Here is a 17,141-nt window from a genome sequence, read left to right on the forward strand (position 1 = left end):
TTCCTCATCTTTTCATACCAAGCCGGTCAGTGCTTGTTGGCGTAGACCGATTTCTTGGTGAGATAGACCAGGCCGAGCAACGCCGCCAGGAAGATCATGACCATGAAGCCGGTGCGCTTGCGCTCTTCCAGCTTGGGCTCTGCAGCCCACATCATGAAAGCGGAAACGTCGCGGGCGTATTGATCCAGCGTCTGCGGCGAGCCATCGTCATAGGTCACCTGATCGTCGGAGATCGGCTGCGCCATTTTGAGCGCGATGCCCGACACGAAGTGCGGATTGAAATGCGTTCCTTCCGCCACTTCGACGCCAGCTGGCGGTTCCTGATACCCGGTCAAAAGGGCGTGGATATAATCCGGACCGCCTTCCTGATAGGGCCAGAACATGTCGAAGACGAATTGCGGAAAGCCGCGCTCCACGCCGCGCGCCTTGGCGAGCAGCGAGAAATCCGGCGGAGCCGCGCCGCCATTGGCTGCGGCGGCGGCCTCGTCATTGGCGAAGGGCGACGGGAAGTAATCCGACGGCACCGCCTTGCGGGCGTACATTTCACCATCGGCGTTGGGGCCGTCCTGCACTTCATATTCGGCGGCGAACGCCTTCACCTGCGCCTCGGTGTAGCCGAGATCCTGAAGGTTTCGGAAGGCCACGCGCTTCATCGAGTGGCAGGCCGAACAGACTTCCTTATAGACCTTCAGGCCGCGCTGCAGCTGGCCCTTGTCATATTTGCCGAAGAAGCCGGCGAAGGTCCAGTCTTCCAGTTCAGGCTTCAGCACCGGGAAGTGACCGCCAGCGATGGCGTGCTCCAGCTGCGCCTTGAGGTCATGCTCTTCCGCAGCCGAGGCGACGCCGAAGGCGGCTCCCGCGATCACGGCGGCGGCAAGGAGGGATTTAAACACAGTCTTCATGGTTCTCGTCCTTCCCATCAGGCCTTGGCGGTCTTTTCGAGCACGGCTTCCGTGATCGAATTCGGTATGCGACGCGGCGTCTCGAACAGGCCGAGCAGCGGCATGATGACAAGGAAGAAGCCGAAATAGTAGGCGGTGCCGACCTGTGACATGATCACATAGAGGCCTTCGGCAGGGCGGGAGCCCAGCCAGCCGAGCATGATCGCATTGACCACGAAGATCCAGAAGAAGGTCTTGTACCAGGGACGATAGACCGCGGACCGAACCTTCGACGTGTCGAGCCAGGGCAGGAAGAACAGGATGATGATCGAACCGAACATCACCAGCACGCCGCCGAGTTTGGAGTCGATCGGGCCGACATTGAAGGTGATGGCGCGCAGCATGGCGTAGAATGGCAGGTAATACCATTCAGGCACGATATGCGCCGGCGTCTTCAGCGGATTGGCTTCGACATAGTTGTCCGGATGGCCAAGGAAGTTCGGCTGGTAGAACACGAACCAGGCATAGACCAGCAGGAACAGCACAACGAAGAAGGCGTCCTTCAGCGTGGCGTAGGGCGTAAACGGCACGGTGTCCGTCTTGGACTTGACTTCCACCCCGGTCGGATTGGTCTGACCGGTCACATGCAGGGCCCAGACATGCAGCACGACGACGCCGGCGATCATGAAGGGCAGCAGATAATGCAGCGCGAAGAAGCGGTTGAGCGTGGGATTGTCCACCGCAAAGCCGCCGAGCAGGAACTGCTGGATCCATTCGCCCACGAAGGGGAAGGCCGAGAAGAAGCCGGTGATGACCGTCGCGCCCCAGAAGGACATCTGACCCCAGGGCAGCACATACCCCATGAAGCCCGCCGCCATCATCAACAGATAAATGATCACGCCGAGGATCCAGAGGATTTCGCGCGGCGCCTTGTAGGAACCGTAATAGAGACCGCGGGCGATGTGGAGATAGACCGCGATGAAGAAGAATGACGCGCCGTTGGCGTGCATGTAGCGCAGCAGCCAGCCGTGATTGACGTCGCGCATGATTTTTTCGACGGAGGAAAAAGCCACCGTCGTCTCGGCCGCGTAATGCATGGCGAGCACGACGCCCGTCAGGATCTGCACGATCAGCATCACCGACAGCATGGCGCCGAAAGTGTAGGCGAAGTTCAGGTTGCGCGGCACCGGATAGGCCACGAAAGAGTCATACATCAGGCGCGGCAAAGGCAGCCGCGAGTCGATGAATTTGGACAGAGCCGTACGCGGCTCGTAGGTCGAATGGTGTTCAGCGCTCATGATCCGCAGTCCCCCTTAGCCGATCTTGATCACAGTGTCGGAAGCAAACGAGAAGGTCGGGATCGCAAGATTTTGCGGCGCCGGACCTTTCCGGATACGGCCCGCTGTATCGTAATGCGAGCCGTGGCAGGGACAGAACCATCCGCCGAAATCGCCGGCCTGGCCGAGCGGCACACAGCCGAGATGGGTGCAGGAGCCAATCATCACGATCCAGTTTTCCTTGCCCTTGCCAGCCGAGCGATCGAGATCGGTCGCCTGGGCGTCCGGCGGCAGGTTGCCGTTTCGCGCCACGGGGTCCTTGAGCTCGGTCAACGCCACCTTGTTGGCGGCCTCGACTTCTTCCGGCGTGCGGTTGCGGATGAAGATCGGCTTGCCGCGCCACTTCGCCGTCAGCGACATGCCCGGCTCAAGCGCGCCGACATCCACTTCGATGGAGGCGAGAGCCAGAGTAGACGCATCAGGGCGCATCTGATCGATGAAAGGCCAGGCGACAGCGACTGCGCCAACCGCGCCCGCCATGCCCGTCGTGAGGTAAAGAAAATCGCGGCGGGTCGGCCCGCCTGCATCCCCGCTTGTCGTCTCGTGTCCGCTCACGGCTTTCCCATCCTTTGCGCAGAGTCGATTTAAACCAGATTAGATGAAAGTTCTCCGACGACCGACAACGGCCTTAGATTCCCCAACTTTCAAATTGCGTTCTATGCTTGATTGCAGATTAAGTCTAGGGTTGGCAATGGGATGGGGGCAGATTGTCGCGGCGTGGCGGCCCATTTCCCCGCTTCGCCGCCGCAATATGCGCGAATTGAGATTTTATCCGCATCGGGGTTTGACGAAACACAATTGCGCCCGACATTCCCAGATGGTAGCGCGCTGCAGCGCAAAAAATTCGAGCTTAGAACATGAAGACGATTTCGACCATTTTAAGCACGCTTTCGGCGCTGCTGCTGATCGCGTTAACTGGCAGATATGTTTCGAATTCATGGCTCTTCTTTACAATTTCTAGTTTTCAAGTCCAAGCGGCGATCTTGGCTTTTTTGATCGCGGGCGCCGCGTTTCTGTTGCATCGCAACTTTGCTCCGGCACTGATGATGACACTCGCCGTGGCGATCGGCGGACATGGTCTCTTCATGCTGTTCGAATTCAGGCAGGAGCCGGTTCGGACGGAAAACGCCAAGCCGCTTTTGCGTTTCCTCTCTTTCAATATCATGGGGAACAATGGTCCCGGCGGACCGCGGATCGCCGATTACATCATCGCCTCGGGCGCCGATGTAGTCTTCATCCAGGAATCGGCGCCGATCGGCCCGGAGATCGACCGCATCAAATCCGTCTATCCCTATCGCCTCGGCTGCGGCGCCCAGACGATCACCTGCGATCAGTCGCTCTGGTCCAAGCGGCCTTTCCTGCGCGGCGAGGTTTTCACTGCAAGTCCGATCTATCGCGACCGGCTGATGCTGGCCAGCATCGACTTCGACGGCCGCGTGGTCAATTTCGCCAATGTCCACCTCACCAAGCCCTACTTCGACAACTTTCATGAGATCGAACTGACCCAGGTGGCGCGCCGCCTCGACGCCTACCCTGGCGCCATGGTGCTCGCCGGCGATTTCAACGCCTCGATCCTGCTGACGGATATCCGCGCCTTCCTGCGCAGGACCGGCCTACGGACTGCGCAGATGGAGCCGAACACCTGGCCCGTCGGCTTTCCACAGATCGGCATGGCGATCGACCACGTGTTCGCGCGCGGACAGGTCAAGATCGGCTCGCTGGCGCGTATTCCAGATACTATCGGCTCAAACCATTACGGGCTGATCAGCGAGATCGTCTGGGAGGATTGAGGCGCATCATTCCGGCGCAATGAAGCCGCCGGATTGCCGGGCCCAGAGATCGGCATAGATGCCGCCTTGGGCGATGAGCGCCTCATGCGCGCCCTCTTCCACGATCCGCCCGCCGTCGATGACCACCAGACGATCGAGATGCGCGATGGTGGAAAGACGGTGGGCGATGACCAGCACTGTCTTGCCCTGCATCTGGCGCTCCAGATTCTGCTGAATCGCCGCCTCCACCTCGGAATCGAGCGCGGAGGTCGGCTCGTCGAAGACCAGGATCGGCGCATCCTTGAGCAGCATCCGGGCAATCGCCACCCGCTGGCGCTGGCCGCCAGACAATTTGACGCCACGTTCGCCGACATGCGCGTCATAGCCCTTGCGTCCCTTGAAATCGACAAGATCGGCGATGAAGCCGTCCGCCTCGGCCTCGGCGGCGGCGCGGGCCATCGCCTCACCCGACGCATCCGCGCGCCCGAACAGGATATTGTCGCGGATGGAGCGGTTGAGCAGCGCCGTATCCTGCGTGACCATGCCGATATGGCGTCTTAAACTCTCTTGGGTCACATCACGGATATCCTGATCGGAAATCAGGATGCGTCCACCTTCTACGTCGTAGAAACGCAAAAGCAGATTGACGAGCGTCGATTTTCCCGCGCCGGAGCGGCCGACAATGCCCAGCCGCTCCCCTGCCCTGACCTCAAGCGTGAGACCTTCGATCACCCCGGCGTCGCGGCCATAATGGAAGCGGACATCCTCGAAACGGATCGAGGGCTGGCGCATCGCCAGTTCGGGCGCGCCGGGCTTGTCGGTGAGAGCGATCGGCGCGGCCAGCATGTCGGCGGAGTTCTGGATCGTGCCGATATTGCGCATCACCGCGTTGAACTGCCCCATCATCCGTCCGAGCAGCATATTCATCCTGAGCACGAGGCCGAGAGTGAAGGCCACCGATCCCGTAGAGATCTCGCCGCGCATCCAGAGTTCGATCGCCATCGCTCCGATCACGGTGATCATCACGCCCGAAAGAAAAGCCAGCGAGGCGCGGATGCCGGTGAGATGGCGCGTGAAGCGGATCAGCGTCTGCCGAAATTGCTCGAAGCCATCGCGGATGAAGCGGTCATTGTCCTCCTCGCGGCTGAAAAGTTTCAGTGTTTGGATATTGGCGTAGCTGTCGGTCAGTCGACCGTTGATCATCGAGGACATTTCCGCCGTCTCCCGGGCATGCTTGCGCACGCGCGGCACGAAATAGCGGGCGAGCAGGCCAAAGACGACGATCCAGGCCGCGACGATGCCGCCCAGGCGAAGATCGAGGCTTGAAATCAGCGTCAGCGTCGTCAGCGTGTAGACCAGCATGAACCAGACGACCTGCAGAAGCGACACCATGAGATCGCCGGTGGCTTGGCCCGCCGACCAGACCTTGCTGACCACGCGTCCGGAAAACTCGTTGTGAAAGAAGCTCAGCGACTGGCGCGACACCTGCGCATGCGCCTGCCAGCGCACAAGGTTGAAGAAGCCCGGCACGACCGTCTGTTCCTCGACCAATGCGCCCAGCGCAATGGCGAGGAAGCGCACGACCAACACGATGAAAGCCATGCCGATCAGATCGACGCCGTGGCTGCCGAGCAGCCCTGCCCAGCCATTGGCGGGATTTGCGCCATCGAGAATGTCGACGAGCCGGCCGGTAAACCAGAACAGCCCGGCCTCCAGCATCGCCACCACGCCGCCGAGCGCGAGCATGGCGAGGAACGCGCCTTTGGCCTGGGAGACGAAATGCCAGACGAAAGCCAGCGCTTTTTCAGGCGGCCGATAGCTGGCGCGCGGACGAAACGGATCAATCCAGCCTTCGAACAGCCGGGAAATGGAGCGAAAGATCATGATGGGGCTATAAAGACTTTTAATGGCGGAACAAGGGTCAGATCTCTTGATACGCCGAACTTGACGCCATGGCCCAATGACGCATCATGGCTAAATCACAACCCGAACGACGATGCTCAGGCGGCGGAGTTCTGACATGGCGGAAAAACTCACGGCCTTCGACCCGACCGAATTGCTCGATTGCACCGAGGCGAGAACCTACTTCCTGAATGACGCCTTCGAGACGGGAGATCCCAGTTACATCGCGCACGCCATCGGGATTGTCGAACGCGCCGCCGGCAAGAACCGGTTGGCGTCCATAACCGCCTCACGGTCACCCCCGCAGAACAGAAAGCCGCCCCGGACCTGACGGGGTCCGAGGCGGCGGAATGAAAAGCTAGACCGAGGATTACTCCGCGGCGGCTTCCGCATCGCGATCATCGGCGAGGAAGCCGCCCGACTGGCGACGCCAGAGATCGGCATAGATGCCGCCTTGAGCGACGAGATCGCCATGCGCGCCCTCCTCGCGGATCGCGCCCTTATCGAGCACCACCAGACGGTCCATCTCGGTCAGCGTCGATAGGCGGTGCGCAATGGCGATCACGGTTTTGCCTTCCATCAGCGCAAACAGATTTTCCTGGATTGCCGCCTCGACCTCGGAGTCAAGCGCCGATGTCGCCTCGTCGAGGATCAGGATCGGCGCGTCCTTCAGGAAGACGCGGGCGATGGCGACGCGCTGACGCTGGCCGCCGGACAGTTTCACGCCACGTTCGCCGACTTGAGCGTCGAGCCCCTTGCGACCCTGGGGATCGACAAGCGTCTCGATGAACTCCCAGGCATTGGCCCGCTTGGCCGCCTGGATAATGTCGGCGTCGCTGGCGCCGGGCAATCCATAGGCGATGTTGTCTCGCACCGAGCGGTGCAGGAGCGAGGTGTCCTGCGTCACCACGCCGATCTTGGCGCGCAGGCTGTCCTGCGTCACATCGGCGATATTCTGCCCATCGACGCGGATCTGGCCGCCTTCGAGATCGTAGAAGCGCAATAGCAGGTTCATCAGCGTGGTCTTGCCGGCGCCGGAGCGGCCGACCAGACCGACCTTCTCGCCCGGCTTGATCGCCAGCGTGATGTCCTGGATCACGCCCTTGTCCTTGCCGTAATGGAAGCGGATACCGTCGAAATCGATACCGCCTTGGCTTGCCGAAAGCGCCGGCGCATCGGGCTTGTCGAGAATGTCCTGCTTTTTCGACAACATTCCCATGCCGTCATAAACGGTGCCGATATTCTCGAACAGAGCGGACACTTCCCACATGATCCATTGCGACATGCCATTGATGCGCAGCGCCAGCGAGATCGCGACCGCGATCACCCCCAGTTCGATCGAGCCGTTCGACCAGAACCAGATCGACATCGCCGTGGTGAGCACGCCGAGAACCGCGTTGTTGGTGTGCACCAGCGCATGGAAGGTGGTGACATAACGCATCTGGCCATGCACGGTCTGCAGGAACTCGTCCATGCCGCGCTTGGCGTAGGCCTCTTCGCGTCCAGCATGCGAAAACAATTTTACCGTGGCGATGTTCGTATAGCTGTCGACGATGCGGCCGGTCATCATCGAGCGGGCGTCGGCCTGCTTCTCCGAGATCTTCCGCAGACGCGGCACGAAATAGGTGAGCAAGCCTGCATAGCAGATGACCCAGAGCGCCAGCGGCGCCATCAGCCGCCAGTCGGCCATGCCGACCACGGCGAACATCGAGATGAAATAGCTCAGCACATAGACGAAGACGTCCAACACCTTCATCGCCACTTCGCGCACGGCGAGCGAGGTCTGCATGACTTTGGTGGCGACGCGGCCGGCGAATTCATTGGCGAAGAAGGTCATGCTCTGGCGCAGCAGGTAGCGATGCATCTGCCAGCGGCCGATCATCGGATAATTGCCGAGCAGCACCTGGTGCACGATCAGCGACTGGAACACGACCAACGCCGGCAGGACGATAAGCGCAAAGGCGCCCATGGCGAGCAACCTGTCTCCCTCGTCGGCGAAAAACGTCTTGGGATCCGACTTCGCTAGCCAATCGACGATCTGGCCAAGGAAATTGAACAACATCACTTCGCCGACGCCGATCGCGGCGGTGACGACCGCCATCAGGATCAGCCAGCCCTGAACCGGACGTGAATAATGCAGGATGAAAGCGTAAAGTGTCGAAGGCGGCGTCGAGGGCTCCTCGACCGGATAAGGATTCACGCGGGATTCGAACCAGGCGAACATGACAATGTCTCCATTGGAGGCTGCCGCGCTTCAGAAACACTGAAGACTTGAGGCGCGCGGGCGCCGGCGGCGAAACAAATTGCAGATCTCAGGAAATGCGCGGGAGGTAAATCAGCGGCGACGCGCGCGCCACGCAATGAGAACGCCGACCACAGCGATGTTATCCATAGCGTCCTCCCTTACCGCGTTGAAACGTCGCCTTCACTAGCCGTAAATCCAAGGCTTCGCCAGCCCCGGCCTTGCGGTTTTTGAAGCGACGCGTGTTCAGGAAGCCAAATGTTGCCATTTGGGCACAGAGGCGCTACCCGTCCCGCCACCCAATGACACAAGGAGGATGGACGCATCATGACGGGTCTGTCGATCGCGCTCTATCAACCCGATATCGCCGGAAACACCGGAACCATTCTCCGGCTCGCGGCCTGTCTCGGCTTGACCGTGGAACTCATCGAGCCAGCCGGCTTCGATACATCCGACCGCAATCTGCGCCGCGCCGGTCTCGATTACCTCGAAGCCGCCAGCCTGAACCGCCATATCGACTGGGCGCATTTCGAAGCCTGGCGGGCTGGACAAGACCGCAGGCTAGTCCTGGCCTCCACCAAGGCGGCGCAGCCCTATACCGGATTCGCCTTCGCCGATGGCGACATCCTGCTGTTCGGTCGCGAAAGCGCTGGTGTTCCCGATCATGTCCATGACAAGGCCGACGCTCGCATCCTGATCCCGATGATCGAGGGCCGCCGCTCGATCAATGTCGCGATGTCTGCGGCGATGATCGCTGGAGAAGCATTGAGACAAATTGGTTTTGGTCGTATTTGAATTTTATTTACTACTTATTTTCACGGAATAGCGAGACGGTTTCCTTATTGTTCTCACAAACAGAGAACAAATCCATGAAACCCAATCTGCTGGCCCCTGTGATTCCGTTCTGGATCAAGCAACGACCGTCGCCAATCGATGAGCCGCCGGTCGCGAAACCGCAAATGGATGCGAGCCAATCGCCCGAGGCATTCGTTCCGACTGACGAGGTTCCGCTTTTCGACGCAGCGCCAGATGAAACCGACATGGTTTCCGCCGGATTGGACGCCGCCGATATCGGTCTTCGCAAGGTCCAGCAGTCGGTGTCAGCCATTCTCGGCAAGGTCAACGCCGCGATCAACGACCCGGAACGCCGCGACGAACTGGCCGTAGATGTCGGCCTGCTGAAGGAGCGCGTTCGCGCCGAGGTCGAGGACGCGCAGCGGGACGGGATGAACTGGCTGACACTCGATTTCGGCCAGGATCCGCAGGAGAAGATGCTGCCGCGCCCGACCGGCGACGAGGAAGACCCGGCGGGCATCTCGCCCGTCGTGCTGATCAGTTCTGGAGACGCCGCCGACGGCATCCTGACGCGCCCCTATGGCGCATCGGAAGAGCAGGAACGCGGCGGTTTTCACCTTCTGTCGGACGACGCCGCCTTCGGGCAGGACCTGTCGCGCGAAATCGCGATTTCCAGCGAGTCGAGTGGGGAGGATCTGAAAGACATGCGCGCCGCACTGTCCTCGATCACCGCCGATCTCGCCAAGGCCGGCGCTCGCCTCGATCAGGCGCGAGCGCCGAGCGAAAAACCGAGTGAGCAAACGAGCGCCACCGGCCAATCAACCGCGATCAGCGCGGAAATTGATACGCTACTGGCGTCGGTCACCCGCGACGCCTTGCGCGCGCAAGCCCTCAACATCATGAATGGCGATAGCAGCGGCTTGAAGCGGCTCCTAGCGGGTTGAGGCCTGCTTTTTCCCGCATCCTCGACGACCCTCCAAGAATGAAGCGCCGTCTGACGAGCGCGTCGAAGATCGGGCTGCCCTTAAGCCCGGCTGGCTTTGGCGACGCCATCGGGGACCGCATAGGCGATGAAGGCTTCAACGTCGATCGGCCGAGACCAGAAATAACCCTGGGCGTAATCGACGCCGTGCAATCCCAGCATATTGGCGGCGCGCTGTGTCTCGACGCCTTCGGCGACGATGTTCAGGCCAAGCGCCTTGGCCATGCGCACGATCGCTTCGACCAAGGCCGCGCTTTGCGGATTGTCGAACATGCCGAACACGAAGGACTGATCAATCTTGAGCGTGGACACTTCGAAGCGACTGAGATTGCCGAGGTTGGAATAGCCCTTGCCGAAATCGTCGACCGAGAACTTAACCCCTTTCGCCGCGAGACGGCTGATCTGGCCGCGAATATCGTATTCATCCTCCAGAAGCATGGATTCGGTCAGTTCCAGTTCCAGGCATTGCGGCGATAGATCGCTGACATAGAGCGCGTCGAGCACGACATGTTCGAGATTGCCCCGCTTGAACTGCACGGCGGAAACATTGACGGCGATGGCGAAGTCCGCCAGTCCCAGTGTCTGGATGCGCTTGCATTCCATACAGGCCTGCTGAATCACCCATTCGCCGATCTCGACGATCATGCCGGTGTTTTCGGCGACCGGAATGAAATCGTCGGGGCGCACGGGCGGTTCGCCTTCCGGGAACCAACGCAGCAGGGCTTCGGCTCCCTTGATCCGACCGGTGTCCAACTCGACTTTCGGCTGGAGATAAATCTGGAACTCGCGCTTCTCGATCGCCGTCTTCAATTTGGCGGCCATGCTGATCGAGGCGATGGCTTGGCTGTTCATGCTCTCGTCGAACAGTTTGAAGGCGTTGCGGCCCGCGCCCTTGGCGCGATAGAGCGCGATGTCGGCCTCGCGGCGCAATGTCTCGAAATCGGGATCGGCGCTCGACCCCTGCGCGGCGCCGATCGAGCATGTGAGCATGATATATTGATGCCCGGCGCCGAGGGGTTCGCTGATCTTGCCGCTGATCCGCTCAGCGGTCGCCAGGATCTCCTCCGGATTCGACGGACGGCTGGTCAGAACGCCGAACACGTCGCCGGCGACGCGGAAGACGATGCAGTCCTCGCCCGCGATTTTCTGCAGACGGTCGGCGATGGTCTTGAGCACGAGGTCGCCGAACACATGCCCGAGCGAATCGTTGACCGCCTTGAAATTGTCGAGACCGATCAGGAACAGCGCCGCCGGCGCGTTCGGCGTGCGGATGTGGTCGTCGCGGTATTTTTTCTGGGCGCTGAACAAGTTCGGAAGGCCGGTCAGCGCATCGTGATTGGCGAGACGGTAGATCTCGTTTTCCGAGGCTTTCGCCTTGCGATATTCGCCGTTGTAGCGCGCAAGCAGTTGGCGCATGTCTGTCGCCAGCATGAAAATCGTCACCGCCGTGACCGAATAGAGCATCAATACGTCGCCGACATTGGACCAGTCGAACGGGAAAAGGCCGAAATCGACCCAGTGATATTCGTTGGCCAGCCCCAACGCCACGGCATTGGCGACGATGGCGAGATAGAGGATCAGGAAATGCTTCGGCGTCGAGAGCATCGCGGCAAAGACCAGCACGGTCACATTGCCGAGAATGACCTGATCGCGAAGCCCATCGCCGAGCCAGGTGATCGCGGTCACCGAAGCGAAGATCGTCCAGATGAACAGGAACTGACCGATCGCCGGCCGATCGCGATCGAAAAAGATCCGCGCGATCCAAAGCAACGCAAAGACCGACATTGCGGCGGCGCTGAGCCACACGCCCCGACCAAAGACGAGATTGTTGATCAACGACAGGACAATAAGAAGATTGATCGCCGCGATCATCTGCTTGACGCGTCTCGCATTGAATTGCGAAAGCGCCTGAATGACGTCGCGTCCGTCAGTGAACACCATCGCCAGCCCGCTTCCTTCGGCAGACTTGGAGCCTGTCATAGCTCCGGATGGCTTTTTTTGACCGCTAAACCACATCGCTAACCCGCCAGATGCGTTTGGGAGAATTTCTCCAAACGCCGCCAAATCGTCCATGCAACTCCCGGTTACGCGCATGCACAGTTTTCCGGCTTAACGCCATTCATTGGCGCGTAAAAATTAAGCCTGAGTAAATCGATAAGGTCCGATGTCCTAGCAAAGGATTAAAGCGACTTGAAATAAATACCCCGTGTCAGATTTTTTCACGCATGGTTGATTTTCTCTTCAGCATTTCGGAGCAGTGTGGCGAATCAACAAAAACTGCAAGAAAGCGCATGGCGATGGAACGACCCACCCTGCCTGCGGGCCTGCCCGCCGATATCGAGGACAAGAAGGACGCGGCGCGCGCCTGGTTCGAGAGCCTGCGCGATCATCTCTGCCAAACTTTCGAGGCGCTGGAGGATGAATTGCAGGGGCCGCTGTCCGATCAACCATCAGGCCGTTTTGAGCGCAAGGCTTGGCTCCGGGAAGACGGCGCTGGCGGCGGCGGCGTCATGTCGATGCTCGAAGGCCGGGTCTTCGAAAAGGCCGCCATTCACACGTCGACTGTTCACGGCGAGTTTTCGCCTGAATTCCGCCAGCAGATTCCCGGCGCAAGCGAAGATCCGCGTTTCTGGGCGTCGGGTATTTCCCTGATCGCCCATCCCGTCAATCCGCATGTGCCGACCGTGCATATGAACACGCGCATGGTGGTGACCAATTCCTGGTGGTTCGGCGGCGGCGCGGACCTTACCCCCATGCTGGGCGCTCGGCGCGACCAGACCGACCCCGACGCGCAGATCTTTCATCGCACCATGGAAATCGCCTGTTCCCGCCACGCGGTGGCCGATTACCCGCGGTTCAAGGCCTGGTGCGACGATTATTTCTTCCTCAAGCACCGCAACGAATCACGCGGCATCGGCGGGATATTCTACGACTGGCAGCATTCGGAAGAGGACGCAGGGGGTTGGGAAGCCGACTTTGCGCTCACCCGCGATGTCGGCCGGGCGTTTGGCCTGGTCTATCCGAAGATCGTCAGGGCGAACTTCAATCAGCCCTGGACGGAGCAAGACCGCGACGAGCAATTGATCCGGCGCGGCCGCTATGTCGAATTCAACCTGTTATACGACCGAGGCACCACCTTTGGGTTGAAAACAGGCGGCAATGTCGAATCCATCCTGTCCTCGCTGCCGCCCGTGGTCCGCTGGCCGTAATGCCGGGATTTTGAACGCGCGTGATACAATTCACTTCATGCAATTGGAACAAAATCATGCTATGAGTCGTTGCATTAGCCGATTGACCTGAGGAGGAGCGTCATGACGACGAATGACAAGACGGCTGGCGAGGCGAAACTGGAGACCGTGCGCGATCCCAAGACGCGCTCGATGATCGAACAGATCTTCTATTACGAAAACCAGCACGCGGAAGCGATCGCTGAAGCCGGCAACGACAATCGCCTTGCCGGCCTGAAGAAACAGGCCGCAGCGCCGAAGGGTTCGGATTGCTTCCAGGCCTGGGCATTGCCCGATTATATGCGCTGAAGCGACTTCGCGCCGCGCCGTCAGAGTCAGAGCGGCGGCGCGGACAGAAGTTCTTCTTTGCCAGCCTTGAAATCCGAGGCCATCCAGCGATCTTCCATGCGCTTCAGCGCCGCTCCCATATCTGCGCCGGGAGCAAATCCCTTTTCGATCAAATCGCCGCCCTTGACGGGCATGACCGGCTTTTCCCAGATCTCCGCCAGATCAAGCAGACGCTTGAGCCCGCCGCGGCGACCGAGCGCGTCGAGATCATCCTCGCCCTTTGACACCTGACTGGCGAGCGCCAGCTTGATGCGCGCCATCATTCCGGCCTTGCCTGCCTTGTAGAGAGCCAGCCGCATATCTTTGTCCGACATGTCCGGTTTGACCTCCGGCGTTGACGCCCAGGACAACAGCGCCGCGCGCTCCGCCCCCGACATTTTCAAACGATCGGCCATCGCCTCGACGCGTGTGTCAACAGGGGGAATGATCGCCGCGAGCCGGAGCAAAGGATCCGGGCTCCAGCCATAGGACGCCTCCGCGGCGATGAGGCCATGAATAGAGTCGATGCCCCATTTCTCCGTCTCCGGCAGAATATCGGTGAGCACACCCGCCGTGCGCATCCACAGCAGCGCCCGGCCCGGATCGCGCGCTGACAGCAGCTTCTTGATTTCCGCCCAGACCCGTTCCGCCGAGAGCGCCCCCAGACGCGACCGCGCCGCGGCGCAGGCCTTGAGGCCAGCGGCGTCGGGCCTGCCGCGACCGTAATGGGCAAAGAAGCGGAAGAAGCGGAGGATGCGCAGATGATCCTCCTCGATCCGAGTGGCAGCATCGCCAATAAAGCGGATCGTGGCGCTATCGATATCGGCAAGACCTCCGACATAATCATGCACCTTACCTTCGGCGTCGGCGTAAAGCGCGTTCACCGTCAGGTCGCGTCGCTCGGCGTCGGCGCGCCAGTCATCGGTGAAGGCGACTTCGGCGTGGCGACCGTCGGTCGAGACGTCGCGGCGCAACGTGGTCACCTCGAAGGGCCTGCCGTCCAGCACCAGCGTCACCGTGCCATGCTTGATACCGGTCGGCACGCATTTGACGCCGGCCGTCTCCGCGCGCGCCATCACCTCTTCCGGCTTCAGCGTCGTGGCAATGTCCATGTCGCTCACGGGCAGGCCCATCAGGCTGTTGCGCACCGCGCCGCCAACGACACGCGCTTCGCCGCCCTCGCCGTTCAGCAGCGCAAAGACGCGCGCCAGCGCAGGATCTCGAAACCAGGTCTCGCCTGCCACAGAGGTCATTCGTAAAACCTTTCGTAAAGCGACCGGAGAATGCCGGCCGTAATGCCCCAGATGCGCCATTCGCCATAGGGCATGACGTAGTAATGGCGCTGCTGATTGCGAAACAGCGCCGTCTCCTGGGCGTGATTGTCGGGATTCATCAGGAAAGACAAGGGCGCCTCGAATACACTCTCGACCTCGCCGGGATTGGGCGACAGTTGAAAACCGGGCTTGACGATCGCCAGCACCGGCGTGATGCGAAACCCCGAGAGAACCGGGATCGGCGGCAAATGGCCGATCACTTCGACGAAGTGCCGCGCCAAGCCGATTTCTTCCTCCGCCTCCCGAATAGCCGCATTCTCTGCGCTTTCCTCGGGCTCCAGCTTGCCGCCGGGAAAGGCGATCTGGCCCGAATGCTTGCGCAATGCGGCCGTGCGCTTGGTGAGGATCACCCGCGCATCATCGCCCTCGTCCACGATGGGCACCAGCACCGCCGCATCCTTGAGCTCCAGATTGGCGAGCCCCATCTCCGCGCCGGGATTGAGACGATAATCGCCATAGCCGAGAAAGTCGCCGGGACCGGCCGCCAGATGCCGTTCGGCGCGGGCGCGAAATGCGTTGGCGGAGAAATCGCCGCTCATGCCGACAATCTCTCAAGTTCATCCGCCGGCATGATCGGGAACCAAACGCCGCCGGAGCGAACGGCGAACATCTCTTTTCCGTCGATTTCAACGACGTCGCCGAGTTCCACCAGCTGATACATCACCGGCCGCGCCAACAGCGCCTCTAGCCGTCCCCGCATATGGAGATAGGGCTTGAGCTGGCGCTGCTCGCCGACCACGTCGAACCGAAAGGGATGATCGGGACCGGCGACCACGACGTCGCCGACATTGGTGCGGAAGGACAGGACGCGGTCGTCGCCCTCGCCCTCCACCGCCATTTCGACTGCGAGAAAATGCGCATCCTCCAGCCGGATGCCGACTTTTTCCACCGGCGTCACGAGATAGGTTTTGCCATCCTCGTCCTTGCGCAGAACTGTGGAAAACAACCGGACCAGCGGTGCCCGCCCGATCGGCGTGCCCATGTAGAACCAAGTCCCATCGGCGCGGATTTCCATGTCGATATCGCCGCAGAAAGGCGGATTCCAGCGCTCAACCGGCGGCAGCGACCGCCCTTCGGCCTGGGAATCGGCTGATGCGCGGGCGATCAACGCGGCGAGATCGCCGGCGTTGTTCTGTGCGCTGATGTCTCCGACCGCCATCATTCCATCCTCATTGATCATCCATTGCTAACGCAATCTTGAAAGCTTCGCGCTTGTCACGCTGTGACCACACTGTCACTCTTAATCTCACATATGGGGTTTCGATAGGTCGATTCGAACCACCAACGCCACCACCGCCGGAGGGTTTCATGGGCGCACTGACACCAACGGACGCCGTCATCGACGAAAAAGCCGTCGCGGCCCAGGCTGAACAGGCGCTGGAGGACATCGCCCGCATTCGCGCCGAGACCGGCAAAGTGATCTTCGGCCAGGAAAGCGTGATCGAGCAGACCGTGCTCGCCGTGCTCTCCGGCGGACACGCGCTGCTCGTCGGCGTGCCCGGTCTCGCCAAAACCAAGCTTGTCTCGACGCTGGCCACGGTTCTTGGACTTGCGACCAACCGCATCCAGTTCACCCCCGACCTGATGCCCTCGGACATTGTCGGCTCGGAAGTAATGGATCAGGACGAGCATGGCCGGCGATCCTTCCGCTTTGTCAAAGGCCCCGTCTTCACCGAACTGCTGATGGCCGACGAGATCAATCGCGCCAGCCCGCGCACGCAGTCAGCGCTGCTGCAGGCCATGCAGGAATATCACGTCACCATCACCGGCCAGCGCTACGACCTGCCGCATCCCTTCCACGTGCTGGCCACGCAGAACCCGCTGGAGCAGGAAGGCACCTATCCGCTGCCGGAAGCCCAGCTCGACCGCTTCCTGTTGGAAATCGATGTCGAATATCCCGATTTCGAGGCGGAGCGGCGCATTCTGCTCGAAACGACAGGCATGTCCGAAGCCCATGTCGAGGGTGTGATGACGGCGGCGCGGCTTCTGGAAATCCAGGCGCTGATCCGCCGCATGCCAGTGCCGGAAAGCGTGGTCGAAGCCATCCTCAAGCTCGTCCGTTCGGCCCGCCCAGGCCATGGCAATGAGTTCACCGACAGCCGCATCGCCTGGGGCCCCGGCCCGCGCGCCGGCCAGGCGCTGATGCTGACCGCCCGCGCCCGCGCGCTCTATCAAGGCCGCTTCGCGCCCTCGATCGACGATATCGCAGCGCTTGCCGGCCCTGTCCTGCAACACCGCATGGCGTTGACTTTCGCCGCCCGCGCCGATGGGGTGTCGATGAAGGACGTCATCGCCAAACTGGTGGAGCCGCTAAAGCCATGAGAAACCCGACCAGCAGAGGCGGA

16 protein-coding genes are annotated in these 17,141 nt (G+C 60.9%); 7 read left to right on the forward strand and 9 right to left on the reverse strand.

Annotation, left to right across the window (positions count from 1 at the left end; all coding sequences use genetic code 11):
* Positions 1–26: 26 nt before the first annotated feature.
* From M2360_RS11920 to petA, 3 genes are read right to left on the reverse strand one after another with little or no spacing between them, the layout of a single operon-like run.
* The gene (locus M2360_RS11920; RefSeq protein WP_280775354.1) at positions 27–902 is read right to left on the reverse strand and encodes a cytochrome c1; all 876 of its coding nucleotides are present in this window, start codon (positions 900–902) and stop codon (positions 27–29) included.
* 17 nt (positions 903–919) lie between these two features.
* Positions 920–2,179, reverse strand: coding sequence for a cytochrome b N-terminal domain-containing protein (locus M2360_RS11925; RefSeq protein WP_280775355.1), 1,260 nt, complete (start codon positions 2,177–2,179; stop codon positions 920–922).
* A 15-nt stretch (positions 2,180–2,194) separates the two neighbouring features.
* Complete coding sequence (petA, locus tag M2360_RS11930; RefSeq protein ID WP_280775356.1) at positions 2,195–2,773, reverse strand: ubiquinol-cytochrome c reductase iron-sulfur subunit; 579 nt, start codon at positions 2,771–2,773, stop codon at positions 2,195–2,197.
* Between the two features lie 428 nt (positions 2,774–3,201).
* On the opposite strand from petA, the gene M2360_RS11935 reads away from it, so the two are divergent.
* On the forward strand, positions 3,202–4,008 hold the full coding sequence (locus M2360_RS11935) for an endonuclease/exonuclease/phosphatase family protein (RefSeq protein ID WP_280775357.1): 807 nt from the start codon (positions 3,202–3,204) through the stop codon (positions 4,006–4,008).
* A 6-nt stretch (positions 4,009–4,014) separates the two neighbouring features.
* Here the strand turns inward: M2360_RS11935 and M2360_RS11940 are convergent, their stop codons facing one another.
* Entirely contained in the window at positions 4,015–5,871 is a 1,857-nt protein-coding gene (locus tag M2360_RS11940; protein WP_280775358.1) for an ABC transporter ATP-binding protein, read from the reverse strand.
* 136 nt (positions 5,872–6,007) lie between these two features.
* Between M2360_RS11940 and M2360_RS11945 the strand changes: the two genes are divergently transcribed.
* Positions 6,008–6,220, forward strand: a complete 213-nt coding sequence (locus M2360_RS11945) for a hypothetical protein (RefSeq protein ID WP_280775359.1) — start codon at positions 6,008–6,010, stop codon at positions 6,218–6,220.
* 39 nt (positions 6,221–6,259) lie between these two features.
* Here M2360_RS11945 and M2360_RS11950 read toward each other — a convergent pair whose 3' ends face one another.
* Entirely contained in the window at positions 6,260–8,113 is a 1,854-nt protein-coding gene (locus tag M2360_RS11950; protein WP_280775360.1) for an ABC transporter ATP-binding protein, read from the reverse strand.
* A 345-nt stretch (positions 8,114–8,458) separates the two neighbouring features.
* Here M2360_RS11950 and M2360_RS11955 point away from each other — a divergent pair, with 345 nt between their 5' ends.
* Positions 8,459–8,926, forward strand: a complete 468-nt coding sequence (locus M2360_RS11955; RefSeq protein ID WP_280775361.1) for a tRNA (cytidine(34)-2'-O)-methyltransferase — start codon at positions 8,459–8,461, stop codon at positions 8,924–8,926.
* A gap of 74 nt (positions 8,927–9,000) precedes the next feature.
* A complete protein-coding gene (locus M2360_RS11960) occupies positions 9,001–9,870 on the forward strand; it encodes a hypothetical protein (RefSeq protein ID WP_280775362.1) in 870 nt (289 codons plus the stop codon).
* Positions 9,871–9,950: 80 nt separating this feature from the next.
* Here M2360_RS11960 and M2360_RS11965 read toward each other — a convergent pair whose 3' ends face one another.
* Positions 9,951–11,888, reverse strand: coding sequence for a bifunctional diguanylate cyclase/phosphodiesterase (locus M2360_RS11965; RefSeq protein WP_280775363.1), 1,938 nt, complete (start codon positions 11,886–11,888; stop codon positions 9,951–9,953).
* A 317-nt stretch (positions 11,889–12,205) separates the two neighbouring features.
* Between M2360_RS11965 and hemF the strand changes: the two genes are divergently transcribed.
* Together hemF and M2360_RS11975 are read left to right on the forward strand one after the other, a co-directional pair.
* Entirely contained in the window at positions 12,206–13,117 is a 912-nt protein-coding gene (hemF, locus tag M2360_RS11970) for an oxygen-dependent coproporphyrinogen oxidase (protein WP_280775468.1), read from the forward strand.
* 102 nt (positions 13,118–13,219) lie between these two features.
* Positions 13,220–13,444: a hypothetical protein gene (locus M2360_RS11975; RefSeq protein ID WP_280775364.1), complete on the forward strand. Its 225-nt coding sequence runs from the start codon at positions 13,220–13,222 to the stop codon at positions 13,442–13,444.
* A 26-nt stretch (positions 13,445–13,470) separates the two neighbouring features.
* Here the strand turns inward: M2360_RS11975 and M2360_RS11980 are convergent, their stop codons facing one another.
* The 3 genes from M2360_RS11980 to M2360_RS11990 are packed head-to-tail and all read right to left on the reverse strand — an operon-like array spanning position 13,471 to position 15,955.
* A complete protein-coding gene (locus M2360_RS11980) occupies positions 13,471–14,715 on the reverse strand; it encodes a CCA tRNA nucleotidyltransferase (RefSeq protein WP_280775365.1) in 1,245 nt (414 codons plus the stop codon).
* Positions 14,712–15,335, reverse strand: a complete 624-nt coding sequence (locus M2360_RS11985) for a CoA pyrophosphatase (RefSeq protein ID WP_280775366.1) — start codon at positions 15,333–15,335, stop codon at positions 14,712–14,714. Before M2360_RS11985 ends, M2360_RS11980 begins: the two co-directional genes overlap by 4 nt.
* The gene (locus M2360_RS11990) at positions 15,332–15,955 is read right to left on the reverse strand and encodes a DUF1285 domain-containing protein (RefSeq protein WP_280775367.1); all 624 of its coding nucleotides are present in this window, start codon (positions 15,953–15,955) and stop codon (positions 15,332–15,334) included. Before M2360_RS11990 ends, M2360_RS11985 begins: the two co-directional genes overlap by 4 nt.
* Positions 15,956–16,104: 149 nt before the next feature.
* Here M2360_RS11990 and M2360_RS11995 point away from each other — a divergent pair, with 149 nt between their 5' ends.
* Positions 16,105–17,118, forward strand: coding sequence for a MoxR family ATPase (locus M2360_RS11995; protein WP_280775368.1), 1,014 nt, complete (start codon positions 16,105–16,107; stop codon positions 17,116–17,118).
* The last annotated feature ends 23 nt before the right edge of the window (positions 17,119–17,141 follow it).

It is taken from the genome of Rhizobium sp. SG_E_25_P2 (genome assembly GCF_029892285.1).
GTDB lineage: Bacteria > Pseudomonadota > Alphaproteobacteria > Rhizobiales > Rhizobiaceae > Rhizobium_E.